This window comes from Haliea sp. (genome assembly GCF_041395985.1).
Classification (GTDB): domain Bacteria; phylum Pseudomonadota; class Gammaproteobacteria; order Pseudomonadales; family Halieaceae; genus Haliea.
The window spans coordinates 158,166-170,693 of the sequence record NZ_JAWKZJ010000003.1; the positions used below are offsets into that span (position 1 = coordinate 158,166).

Genomic DNA, 12,528 nt, shown 5'->3' on the forward strand with positions numbered 1-12,528 from the left:
CGCATAGGGTGAGGGGGCCGGCTTATAACCCCAAAACGTCCTGCATGTCATACAGCCGCGGCTCCCGGCCCACCAGCCATCCCGCCGCGCGTACCGCGCCGCGGGCAAATGACATGCGGCTGGAAGCCTTGTGGGTAATCTCCACCCGTTCACCGTCGGCGGCAAATATCACGGTGTGGTCCCCCACAATATCGCCGGCGCGCACGGTGGCAAAGCCAATCGTGTCGCGCTTGCGCGCACCCGTCTGACCCTCCCGGCCATACACCGCCACTTCCGCAAGATCCCGACCCAGGGCATTGGCCACAACCCCGCCCATAGACAGAGCCGTGCCCGAAGGTGCATCGATTTTGTGCCGATGGTGCGCCTCAACGATCTCGATATCGACATCATCACCCAGAACACGCGCAGCCATATCCAGCAGCTTGAAGCACAGGTTCACGCCGGTGCTGAAGTTGGAGGCCTTGCATACCGCAATCTTACCCGCAGCCTGTTTGATCAGCTGATCCTGATCCGCCGTGAAACCCGTGGTGCCGATCACCATGGCCTTACCCGCCCGGGCACAGGTCTCCAGATTGGCCAGCGTGGCCGCAGGCACCGTAAAATCGATCAGTACGTCGATGTTCTCTAGCACATCGGCAAGTACGGCAGAGACCGGCACACCCAGCTTGCCGAGGCCGGCCAGTTCACCGGCGTCTGCACCGATCAGGCTGCTGTCCGGCTGCTCTACTGCAGCGGCCAGCTGCAGTCCCGGTTGTTGGGCGATGGTTTCGATCAGGGTGCGACCCATACGCCCACCCGCACCGGTGATTCCCACTCGTATCGTCATGGCTTCATATCGTCGAAAAAGGCCTTCACACCCTCGAACCAGCTGGTCTGGCGCGGCGACTGTGCGTCACCGCCCTGGCCGAGGCTATCCTGGAACTCCCGCAGCAGCTCCTTCTGTTTCTTGTTCAGGTTGACCGGGGTTTCCACCACGGCACGGCACAGGAGGTCGCCAACCGCACCACCACGCACCGGTTTAACACCCTTGCCGCGCAGTCGGAACAGCTTGCCGGTCTGGGTTTCGGCGGGAATTTTCAGCTTTACCCGACCGTCCAGTGTAGGCACTTCCAGCTCCCCACCCAGGGCAGCATCCACGAAGGTAATGGGCACTTCGCAGTACAGATTCTTGCCGTCGCGCTCAAAAATCGGGTGTTGTCGCACTGACATCTGCACAAAAAGATCGCCGGGCGGCCCACCGTCGGGGCCGGCCTCGCCCTCACCGGACAGGCGAATACGGTCGCCGGTATCCACACCCGGGGGCACTTTCACAGACAGCGTCTTGCGTTTCTCTACGCGCCCCTGACCGTGGCACTTGCCACAGGGGTCGGAAATCATCTTGCCGCGGCCGCGGCACGTCGGGCAGGTCTGCTGCACCTGGAAGAAGCCCTGCTGCATGCGCACCTGGCCGATGCCGCCACAGGTGGTGCAATTCACCGGTGAGCTGCCTTTTCGTGCACCGGTGCCGTCGCACTCGTCACAGGTGGCCAGTGTGGGCACCTTGATTTCCACGGTAGTACCCTTTACGGCGTCTTCCAGCGAAATATCCAGCGTGTAGCGCAGGTCTGAACCGCGTTGTGGCCCTCCGCGTCCACGGCCTCCGCCGCCGCCAAAAATGTCGCCGAACACATCCCCGAAGATATCGCTGAAACTACCGCCACCTGCGCCAAAACCGCCCCCACCCATGCTGGGGTCGACCCCCGAGTGGCCAAAGCGGTCGTAGGCCGCGCGCTTCTCTGCGTTCATCAGAACGTCGTAGGCCTCGGTCGCCTCCTTGAATTTCTCATCAGCATCCGGGTCGTCAGGGTTACGATCCGGGTGATACTTCATGGCGACCCGTCGATAGGCCTTTTTGATGTCCTTCTCGTCGGCCGCTTTCTCGACCCCGAGCACTTCGTAATAATCGCGTTTTGACATAGTCAGCCTGACGTTAAACTGCATTCTCGCAAATGACGACGCGGGCTCTCAGGTCCCGCGTGGTCAAGTTTACCGACGGGGCGCCCTGCGCCCCGGTGACAGGAAGCGCTAACGCCTACTTCTTGTCGTCCTTCACTTCTTCGAACTCAGCGTCAACCGCGTCATCGCCCGCCGCGGACTGCTCCGTGCCCCCTGCTTCAGCACCCTGCGCCGCCTCTGCCTGCGCCTGGTACATCTTCTGGGCCACAGGACCGGTTGCCTCGGTCAGCTTGGCCGCTGCCGCTTCAATGGCGTCTTTCTCGTTCGCCTTGAGCGCTTCCTCGGCCTCGCTGATCGCCGCCTCAATCGCTGCCTTCTCATCGGCAGTGGCGTTATCGCCCGCCTCTTCCAGCGTCTTGCGCGCAGCGTGCACCAGGCCGTCACAGCTGTTGCGTGCCGCGATCAGCTCCTCGAACCGCGCATCGGCATCCGCATTGGCCTCGGCATCCGCCACCATCCTCTCGATGTCCTCCTCGCTCAGGCCACCAGAAGCCGTGATGCGGATCGACTGCTCCTTGCCCGTAGCCTTGTCCTTCGCGGACACATTCAGGATGCCGTTGGCATCCAGGTCGAAAGTCACTTCGATCTGTGGCATGCCGCGCGGCGCCGGCGGAATGTCCGCCAGGTCAAAGCGGCCCAGCGACTTGTTCTGCGAAGCCTGCTTGCGCTCACCCTGAACCACGTGGATGGTCACAGCCGTCTGGTTGTCGTCCGCCGTTGAAAACACCTGCGATTTCTTGGTCGGAATCGTGGTGTTCTTCTCAATCAGGGGTGTCGCAACACCACCCATGGTCTCAATGCCCAGCGTCAGCGGGGTGACGTCCAGCAGCAGCACGTCCTTGACGTCGCCGGAGAGCACCGCACCCTGAATAGCCGCACCCATGGCAACCGCCTCGTCAGGGTTGACGTCCTTGCGCGGCTCCTTGCCGAAGAAATCCGCCACGGCCTTCTGTACCATCGGCATGCGGGTCTGGCCGCCCACCAGGATCACATCGTTGATTTCACTGGGGCTCAGACCTGCATCCTGGAGTGCCATCTTGACCGGCTCCATGGAGCGCTTGACCAGCTCCTCCACCAGAGATTCCAGCTTGGAGCGTGACAGCTTCACGACCAGGTGCTTGGGACCCGTTGCATCAGCGGTGATATAGGGCAGGTTCACTTCGGTCTGCTGGCTGGACGACAATTCGATCTTCGCCTTCTCTGCCGCTTCCTTGAGACGCTGCAGCGCAAGCGGATCGTTGTGCAGGTCGATGCCGCTCTCCTTCTTGAACTCCGCCGCCAGGTATTCGATCAGCCGCAGGTCAAAGTCCTCACCGCCCAGGAACGTGTCGCCATTGGTCGACAGCACTTCAAACTGGTGCTCGCCATCCACCTCGGCGATCTCAATGATGGAGATATCGAATGTACCGCCACCCAGGTCGTATACCGCAATCGTGCGGTCGCCCTTCGCCTTGTCCATACCATAGGCCAGCGCAGCCGCCGTCGGCTCGTTGATGATGCGCTTCACCTCGAGGCCGGCAATACGACCAGCGTCCTTGGTGGCCTGACGCTGGGAGTCGTTAAAGTAGGCGGGCACGGTAATGACCGCCTCGGTCACCGTCTCGCCCAGATACTCTTCCGCGGTGCGCTTCATTTTGCGCAGCACTTCAGCGGATACCTGGGGCGGTGCCATTTTTTCGTCCTTGGCCTGCACCCAGGCATCGCCGTTGTCGGCCTCGACGATTTTGTAGGGCACCATTTTGATGTCCTTTTGCACAACGTCATCCTTGAACTTGCGTCCAATCAGGCGCTTCACCGCGTACAGGGTGTTGTTCGGGTTGGTGACGGACTGGCGTTTTGCGCTCTGCCCCACCAGAATTTCGCCATCCTGGGTGTACGCCACAATCGACGGCGTTGTGCGATCGCCCTCGGAATTCTCGATAACGCGCGCCTTGCCCCCTTCGAGCACCGCGACGCAGGAGTTGGTGGTACCCAGGTCGATACCGATAATCTTGCCCATGTGTTCATCTCCTCATTTGCGCCGGCTCAGCCGGCTGCAGTATTCACTTGTTGTCTATATTGGCGCTGGGTCGGCAATTTCAAGGGGCCGAAACGGTTTTTACTCACCGGTTGGCGCTTTGCTGACCATGACCATCGCCGGGCGCACCAGGCGCGAATTCAGCGTGTAGCCCTTCTGCATGACCGCGATGACCGTATTCGGCTCCACTTCCGCGTTTTCAACCAGGCTCATGGCCTGGTGCAGCTGCGGGTCAAACGGCTGCCCTTCCGGGTCAATCGGCTCAATGTGAAACTTGCGCAGGGCATCCACGAAGCTTTTCAGCGTCAGCTCCAGGCCATCGATGATGGGTTTCACCGACTCGTCGTGACCCGCTGTTACCGCCAATGCGCGCTCCATGTTGTCGACCACGGGCAGGAGTTCCTTGCAAAACGATTCCAGGGCGAACTTGCGCGCCTTTTCCACGTCCTGTTCTGCGCGGCGCTTGATATTCTGGGCATCCGCCTGGGCCCGCAGGGCCGCATCCCGAGCGGCATTGAGATCGTCCTCCAGCGCTGCCATCAGCGCTTCCGGTGTCTGCTCCTCGCTGCCTTCCGCTCCCTCAGGCTGCGTGGATGCGGCCGTGTCCGCATAGGCGGCCGCTTCCGCGGCCTGCCGCTGGTTACCGCCCTCACCGGGCTCGGATTCGGGTGTGTTTTGCTCGTTATCAGCCACGTCTGGACTCCATCACTGGCACTTGTGAATGACACAGGCACGGCGCCGCTGCACCGCCCCGCTGTGGTTGGGGAAGATGTTGGGACGACCGGGGTAAATTTCAAGGCCGCCGAACTCTGGCGGCCCTGCTCAGTTGGACAGTGCGGAGCTCAGCATACGCGCGGTGATGTCCACGACCGGTATCACCCGTTCGTAGGGCATCCGCGTGGGCCCGATCACCCCGAGCACGCCCAGCGTACGGGCACCGTCTGTGTAAGGGGCGGTAATCACGCTGTAGTCGCCGAAGACCTCAAAGCCCGCCTCATTGCCGATAAAGATCTGCACCCCGTTGGCGCGGGTGCAGCGCTCCAGCAAATGCAGTAGATCTTTCTTGCGCTCAAAGGCGTCGAACAACTCACGCAGGCGCCCTACATCTTCCGGGCTGACGTGGCCCAGCAAACGCGACTCGCCGGCCATGAGGTATTCGTCTTCCGGGGCCTCCTGGTCCAGCGCCTTGCTGGCCAGATCCAGCGCCGCCTGCAGATAACTGTCGATACGGCTGCGGGCATCCTCCATCTCGGCCAGAATACGGCTCTGCACCTCATTCAGGGGCCGGCCGGCAAAGCGCTGATTGACCAGTGCGGCGGCATCCCGCAACTCGGCCTCGGTGAAGGCGCGCTGGGTGTGGATAATGCGGTTCTGCACCTCGCGCTCATTGACCACCAGAATCACCAGTACCCGGTCCCCGGACAGCGGCAGGAATTCAACCTGGCGCAGCTGATGGGTCTCTGGACGGGGCACCGTCACCAGGCCAGCCTGGGCGGTAATGGCTGACAATAGTGACGACGCCGACTGCACCAGCTCTGTCGTGGATTTGTCCGGATGCAGCTGCTCGCGCAGGGCGCTCACCGCCCGTTCGTCCAATGGCTGCACCTGCAGCAGGCGATCCACAAACAATCGGTACCCCTGGGCGGTGGGCACACGCCCCGCCGAGGTATGCGGCGAGTGCAGCAAGCCTCGCTCTTCGAGGTCAGACATCACATTGCGCACTGTGGCCGCACTCACCGACAAGCCGGCCTCTTCCAGCAGGCTGCGCGACCCGACCGGCTGCCCGTCGCGAATGTGACGCTCAATCAGCGCCTTGAGAATGGTCCGTGCCCGTTCCGATAAATCCGCTGAGCTCATACTCCACCCTGTGTGACTGCTGCCCCGGTTGTATCACAGCCCCCGCGGAATACAAAGCGATGAGCGCTGCGGATGTTTATGCCGCGGGGGATCTGCGGTATAACAGACCAAATACCCAAGCGGCTCACCATGCTCACCCATATTCACATCAGCGATTACACCATCGTCGACACGCTCGACATGGAATTCCATGACGGCATGACCGTCATCACAGGGGAAACCGGCGCCGGCAAGTCCATCATGCTGGATGCGCTGGGCCTGTGTCTGGGCGACCGGGCAGACCCCAAGGCGGTGCGCAGCGGCAGCGAGCGCGCCGAGGTTACCGCCACCTTTGCTATCGCCGACAACGCCGCCGCCACCGCCTGGCTGCGGGCTCGCGACCTGGACCACGGTGACGAATGCCTGTTGCGCCGGGTGGTAACGGCCGAGGGGCGCTCGCGCGCCTACATTAACGGCAGCGCCTCCACGCTACAGGACTGCGCCGAGCTGGGTGAATTGCTGATCGATATCCACAGCCAGCACGCACACCAGTCGCTGCTGCGCAAACCGGTACAGCGGGCCATGCTTGACGCCTTCGCCGGCCAGCAGGCGCTGGCGCGCCGCGTCGAGCAGGCTGCATCGGACTGGCTGCGAGGCCAGCGCGAGCTGGCCATGCTCACCGGCAATCGGGACGAGGCCACCGCACGGGCACAACTGCTCGCCTACCAGGTAGATGAACTGGAGCAATTGGGCCTGCGCGAGGGTGAACTGGAGGAACTGGAGCGCGACCAGAGCCTTCTGGCCAATGCCGAAGATATTCTCCAGGGCGCGCACCAGGCACTGGAGATCTGCGAAGAGCAGGCCGGCAGCGCCCGCCATGCCCTGCAGCTGATGCGCGTCGCCAGCGGCAGCAAGACTGCCGACAACGCGCGCAGCCTGCTGGATTCCGCAGCGATACAGTTGGAGGAGGCGCGCCGTGAAATACAGCGCTACATCGACTCCATCGAAATCGACCCGGAGCGGCTGGCTGAGGTTGAGAAACGCCTGGAGCAACTGCACGACGTAGCGCGCAAGCACCGCATAAAGCCGCCGCAGCTGCTCGAGCTTCAGGCGGGTCTACAGGAGGAGCTCGCCGGTCTTGCCCAGGGCGGCCAGCGTATAGAAGAACTGCAACGCGAGCTGGATGCCCTCGCGGAAAGCTACCGCAAGGACGCAACTCGGCTCAGCAAAGAGCGCGCCAAGGCAGCCGGGGATCTGGTCGCCCGGGCCACCGAGGTGCTGCACACGCTGGCCATGGCGGATTGCCGTTTTGACATTGCCCTGACCCCACGCGAGACGCGCGCACCCCACTCGCACGGCGCGGAAGATATCGAATTCCTGATCAGCACCAATCCCGGCTCAGCGCCACAGCCCCTGGGCAAAATCGCTTCCGGCGGTGAGCTGTCGCGCATCAGCCTCGCCATTCAGGTGGTCACCGCCAAGAGCGGTACCCTACCCAGCATGGTTTTTGACGAGGTGGACGTCGGCATCGGCGGCGCCGTGGCCGAGGTGGTGGGCCGCCTGCTACGCGGGCTGGCAGCCGAGGCGCAGGTGCTCTGCGTCACTCACCTGCCCCAGGTGGCCTCGCAGGGGCACCGGCACCTGCTGGTCAGCAAGACGTCGGACAAAACCGCCGCGTGGACACGCATGACCGCACTGGAAGACGACCAGCGGGCGCAGGAAATCGCCCGCATGCTGGGCGGCGTCAAGCTCACCGAGCAGTCACTGGCCCACGCCCGGGAGATGCTGCGTGACGCAGAGGGCGCCTGAGACTGGCAGCGGGCGCGGCTTCTGGTGTATGGTGGACGGTCATAGACAGTCTCCTGCCGCCACAAAAAGACACCTATTTTGAGCAACCCACCACCCCGCAAGAGTCTCCGAGAGCGCAAGAAGCAGGCGCAGCGCTCGCGCATCATTGAGGAAGCGCTCACACTGATCGGCCAGAGCGGCATCGCGGATATGACCATTGACGCCATTTGCGAGCGTGCCGGCATTTCCCGTAAAACCTTTTATAACTACTACGGCACGCGCCACGACCTGCTCTTTGATATCTGCGTCAGTCGCACGCTGGAACTGGTCAGGGGCTCGGTAGACGAGGCCCTGGAGCGCTTCGACCATCTGGACGAACGCATCTCGCACGTGCTGGGGATGCAAAAGCAGCAGCTCTGCCAGGCCTCCGATCTGGAACATGAACTGGCGCGCTATTCCATCGCCAGTATTGGCAACAGCCTCGCCAGCGGCGCGACCTTGTTGTCAGTGATGAATGAGAACTTCCTGCGCCTGTACAGCGCCAGCACGGGCGACCTCAAGGACAGCCTGTCGGCGGAATTCTGCGCGGAAATGACCGTTGGTATGATAGATACGGTGATTCTCAACCACCTGCACAACCCCGACTATGATGCGGGGCAGCGTTATGACGAGCTGATAGACTTTCTCTGCCGCAGCCTGGTGCGCGAGCGCGCCCGGTTGAGAGTTAGCGGCGCTGCCCAGGGGTAGGCGCTGCCTGTAAAAAGGCCGGAGCGCGCAATGCACACCGGCCCTTCGCACAGACCTAACCGTGCAAGCCGTGGCTGATGGGGCATTCGCCACGCGCCAGCTTGCGTGCGCGTTCCACCAGGGTCGCCTCCATGGTCTCGCGACCAATCATGATCACGAAGTCCTGCTTGCGCAGACCGTCGAGTGCAAACTCGGCGAGCTCGTCCAGGTCCTGCACCGGCAGATCAACGCCAATCTCCTTCATACCCTGCATGAACTCGTCGAAGGTCATTTCACCGCCCTCTGGCACCGGCTTCTCACGCGCCAGTTCCTCCGGGCGATTGCGCCGTGTGGTCCAGATGCCGGTAGGCAGGATGCCACCTGAAGGGTAGAAGATGCAGGCGCGCAGCTTGGTTTCCTGGCCCACCAGCTGGGCATTCAGGCACTCCGTCATGATGGACACCCCCGCCTTGCTGGAGGCGTACACCGATTGATCCGCCAGCGGCGAAATGCCGCCATCACCTGATGAGGTGTTCATGACGACGCCTTCTTCACCCGATGCCAGCATGCGCGGCACAAAGGCTTGCACACCGTGCGCGATACCGCGCAGGTTCACGCCCAGAACCCACTGCCAGTCGTTCGGCGTGGTATCCCAGACATTGGTGTTGGTAACGCTTACACCGGCGTTGTTGCACAGCACATGGCAGTGACCGAACTCATCGAACACCGCATCTGCCAGCGCATTGACAGATTCGGGCTTGGACACATCAGTAACGATGGCGCGCACCGTGCCACCGTTGGCCGCCAGTTCATCGCGGGTCGCTTCCAGCGCGGCGCGCTCCACATCCGAAAGCACCACTTTTGCGCCCGCGGCCAGAAACGCTCGGCCGAGGGCCTTGCCAATACCACTTGCTCCACCGGTAATGACCACAACCTTGTTATTGAAATCCTGCATAGTGGGGAAATCCTCTGTTATAAAACGTCAAAGGCCGCGGGCAAACGCCAGCGGCCAGGAGTAAACCGAAGGCGTTCTCAGCCCTTCAGCGGGCCACCATTAACGCCACGCCAGCGGGAATTGCCGATGGTGTTGGCCCAGGGCTCAAACGCGTCGGCATCCAGCGGATCACCCAGATCCACACTGCGGCCCAGGAACTCGGGCGTCCACAGGAAGGTTTCTGGCTTGGAGACGGGCGGCAGACGCTCAGTCAGCGGATCCCAGGGGCTGTCACGCAGAATCAGCTCACCTTCAACCTTGAGTTTCTGCGCTGTACCGTAGTTGGAGACGACATTGACCACATGCGGCGGAAAATCGAAGCCGGTTTTCACGTAGGACGCTGCACGGGAGTACTTCACCCAGAACTCGTGCTCGTCGAACTTGGGGCCGTTGTCCAGCGTGTCGGTCACCTTGCCGTAAAACTCCAGGAACGTGTAGTTCTGGTGCGTAACGCGGGCACCGACTTCCTCGCCGAGACGGTAGTACTTGATCTCCGCCGGGTATTTGGGCTGGCCAAACTTTTCCTGGCTGATGAAGATTTCCGCTTCCTTGTCGATGCCGTAGCCGAGTGCAAACTGGCCTTCCTGGCCTTTGTAGTTACACAGCACCGTCGTCAGCAGGCCCTGCTCCGGCTCACCGTTTACCGGCACGTTGTACACAGTCAGGGTCACTTCCGGGCGGCTGCCGGGCTCGAAACCGGGGGGCAGCACCGCCGCCAGCTTGGCCGGATCCGTCAGGTAGCGGATTTTCAACATCGGCCAGTTGTAGTGATCGCCCGGCGTTGTGGCTAGTTTTTCGTTCATACGCTTTATCCTCTGTTATGGGTGCTCTCTGTAACCTTGCTTTCCCGAGCCCGGAGGGGCTCAGGCATAAAACTGCTGGAACCACTTGCGATACTTGGCAATGGGGCCATCTCCGTCGCACAGCGCCGGATCATCCAGATAGACCTTGTGCTCCCAGATCGGGATATCCTGCTCTACCTGGCGCACGATCTCGTGCACGGTACCGGTGGCCATCATGGCGTTGTCTTCTGACTGTTTGCGCGGCACCGAGAAATTGAAACGCAGGTGGACGTTCTGGTCGTCAATCGGCGTCACCGTGCCCATCATCACCACATCGAACATGCGGGAAAAACGCTGGAAGGTAAAACCGGGGCCGACGCCCTCGGAGCGCAGGTGGATCGCATCGTGGTTTTCGCCGCTCAGGTCCACGTTGCCCTGCTCGTCAATCGCGTGCGCACGCGAGTCGAACTCGGTCACGCGACGCGGGCCATCCATCTCGACCGTGCCCTGGGGCATTGCCGGGCTGCCGTGGACGGTGATGAAGTGCGCGAGGTCTGCGGCGTTCTCGCCGGTTTCCTGGATGATCGTGTTGATCTTCCAGTCATAGGTGTCCAGGGGCGTCCACTCACCGGAGGCCAGCTCAGGGATCTCGTCAATATCGAACATCGGCGCCGCGCCTTCAGGGTGGTACCAGGCCCAGATCATCTGGTTGCGCTCAATAACCGGGTAGCTGGGCACACACTGCTTGCCCTCCACTTTCGGCGGCATGCGCTTGGCATAGGGAACAGACGTGCAGTAACCCTCGTTATTGAACTCCCAGGCGTGGAACGGACAGCTGATGGATTCACCGTTGACGATGCCGCCATAGCCCAGGTGCGCACCCAGGTGCGGGCAGTGCGCACTCAGCAGTGAGGCCGTGCCGGATTCGGTGCGGAACAGCACCAGTTCGCGACCAAAATACTCCACCGGACGGACATCGCCGGGTTTCAGGCCGTCGCTGTAATCAATCGCATACCAGCCAAACGGAATGGGCTTTTCGTAACGTTTGCTCATCGTCATTTCCTCTCTTATTTGCGGATATTGGTGCGTACGCGCAGCTCGCGAAACACCACCGCGTTGTGGTCAGAATTGTCTTTCTCCGGCTCTCCATCCAGTTCCAGATCCGGGAACTGCTTGAACAGCTCGACCATGGTCAGGTACAGCTGACGCTTGGCCATGGCGGCGCCGATGCAGTAGCGCGGCCCGTAGCCGAACAGCACATCAGGGTTGAACTCGCGCTTGACGTCGAAGCGCTCCGGATCAGTGTAATACTCGGGATCGTGATCCTTGAGGTGCGGCATCATCAGCACCATCTGCCCCTTGGTCACTTTCTGGCCGAGGATTTCCATGTCCGCCGGCGCGTAGCGGGCAAAGCCCATCTTCGACGAGATGGACCAGCGCATCACTTCGCTGAAAGTGTTAGAGAATGCATCCGGCGATTCCAGCGCAGCGGGAATCTGATCGCGGTGCTTGAGCAGCGAGTACAGCGTCCACTGCTGGGCGACCAGCGTGGTATCCGCACCCGCGCCAATCAGCGCGAGGATCAGAGTGATGATGTCCCACTCACCGAAATTCTCGTTTTCCGCCTCAATCTTCAGCAGCACACTCAGGAAGTCGTCATCGCCGGGGTTGGCGCGACGCTCGGCAATCACCCGCTGCAGGATCTCGATGGCGCGGTTGCTGTCCTGGCGAGCCGCTTCGCGGCGCTCGTCACTCAGCGTGGGGTTCCATGCCTCGGTGAAGGTCAGCACCACCTGCTTGATTTCGGGCCAGTATTTCTCCGGCAGCCCGACCATGCGACTGATGGAGATGAACGGAATGTGGTTGGCCACTTTCTCGATGTAGTCAAAGCTTTCCAGATCTGCGAGTTCGCCGATCAACCGTTCAACATCGGGCTTGATGCGGCGCTGGATCTCGTCGACCACGTTGCGGGAGAAGGCAGGCGACACCACGCGACGCACAAGGCGATGGTGGTCGTGGTCAGCGAGCAGGCTATGGCCGATCATCGCGCGCTCGTAATTACTCCACTGGTCCTCCGGCGGACGCGGCGGTGCAAATTCCCAATCATAGAAGTCGGAGGACAGGTATTCGTTGCGCCAGCACTCCATGATGTCGGGCATGCGGGTCATGATCCACGCCTGCCAGGGCGCGTACCACACGAGGCGGCCACGCCGCGCCAGCGCCAGGTACTGCTCCGGCGCATTTTCCAGATACTCCGGCGATGCCGGATTGAACAGGGCCTCAATGGGCTCTTGGGTTTCGCTGACGGCCTGCATACTTGCCTCCTCTGCCAATAGGCTGACGCAAGAATATACGTTCGCATAAAACTACACACAAGTGTATTTTTATTA

Annotated in this window: 11 protein-coding genes; 2 read left to right on the top strand and 9 right to left on the bottom strand. The window is 61.6% G+C overall.

Going from position 1 to position 12,528, the window contains the following annotated elements; all coding sequences use genetic code 11:
- Positions 1-22: 22 nt before the first annotated feature.
- The 5 genes from dapB to hrcA form a co-directional block, all read right to left on the bottom strand.
- On the bottom strand, positions 23-826 hold the full coding sequence (dapB, locus tag R3E49_RS07140; RefSeq protein ID WP_371294417.1) for a 4-hydroxy-tetrahydrodipicolinate reductase: 804 nt from the start codon (positions 824-826) through the stop codon (positions 23-25).
- The gene (gene dnaJ / locus R3E49_RS07145) at positions 823-1,956 is read right to left on the bottom strand and encodes a molecular chaperone DnaJ (protein ID WP_371294418.1); all 1,134 of its coding nucleotides are present in this window, start codon (positions 1,954-1,956) and stop codon (positions 823-825) included. Before dnaJ ends, dapB begins: the two co-directional genes overlap by 4 nt.
- A gap of 115 nt (positions 1,957-2,071) precedes the next feature.
- Entirely contained in the window at positions 2,072-3,994 is a 1,923-nt protein-coding gene (gene dnaK, locus R3E49_RS07150) for a molecular chaperone DnaK (RefSeq protein ID WP_371294419.1), read from the bottom strand.
- Positions 3,995-4,093: 99 nt separating this feature from the next.
- Positions 4,094-4,705: a nucleotide exchange factor GrpE gene (grpE, locus tag R3E49_RS07155; RefSeq protein WP_371294420.1), complete on the bottom strand. Its 612-nt coding sequence runs from the start codon at positions 4,703-4,705 to the stop codon at positions 4,094-4,096.
- Positions 4,706-4,834: 129 nt separating this feature from the next.
- Positions 4,835-5,869: a heat-inducible transcriptional repressor HrcA gene (gene hrcA / locus R3E49_RS07160; protein WP_371294421.1), complete on the bottom strand. Its 1,035-nt coding sequence runs from the start codon at positions 5,867-5,869 to the stop codon at positions 4,835-4,837.
- 129 nt (positions 5,870-5,998) lie between these two features.
- Between hrcA and recN the strand changes: the two genes are divergently transcribed.
- Both recN and R3E49_RS07170 read left to right on the top strand, forming a co-directional pair.
- Entirely contained in the window at positions 5,999-7,657 is a 1,659-nt protein-coding gene (gene recN / locus R3E49_RS07165) for a DNA repair protein RecN (RefSeq protein WP_371294422.1), read from the top strand.
- A 78-nt stretch (positions 7,658-7,735) separates the two neighbouring features.
- Positions 7,736-8,383, top strand: coding sequence for a TetR/AcrR family transcriptional regulator (locus R3E49_RS07170; protein WP_371294423.1), 648 nt, complete (start codon positions 7,736-7,738; stop codon positions 8,381-8,383).
- Between the two features lie 55 nt (positions 8,384-8,438).
- On the opposite strand, the gene R3E49_RS07175 is transcribed toward R3E49_RS07170, so the two are convergent.
- From R3E49_RS07175 to R3E49_RS07190, 4 genes are all read right to left on the bottom strand, one after another.
- Positions 8,439-9,317, bottom strand: coding sequence for an SDR family NAD(P)-dependent oxidoreductase (locus R3E49_RS07175; protein ID WP_371294424.1), 879 nt, complete (start codon positions 9,315-9,317; stop codon positions 8,439-8,441).
- A gap of 77 nt (positions 9,318-9,394) precedes the next feature.
- Entirely contained in the window at positions 9,395-10,159 is a 765-nt protein-coding gene (locus R3E49_RS07180) for an acetoacetate decarboxylase family protein (RefSeq protein WP_371294425.1), read from the bottom strand.
- 60 nt (positions 10,160-10,219) lie between these two features.
- On the bottom strand, positions 10,220-11,191 hold the full coding sequence (locus R3E49_RS07185; protein ID WP_371294426.1) for a Rieske 2Fe-2S domain-containing protein: 972 nt from the start codon (positions 11,189-11,191) through the stop codon (positions 10,220-10,222).
- A 14-nt stretch (positions 11,192-11,205) separates the two neighbouring features.
- Positions 11,206-12,453 carry a cytochrome P450 gene (locus R3E49_RS07190; protein WP_371294427.1) on the bottom strand — a complete coding sequence of 416 codons (1,248 nt, stop codon included), beginning with the start codon at positions 12,451-12,453 and terminating at the stop codon, positions 11,206-11,208.
- Positions 12,454-12,528: the final 75 nt, after the last annotated feature.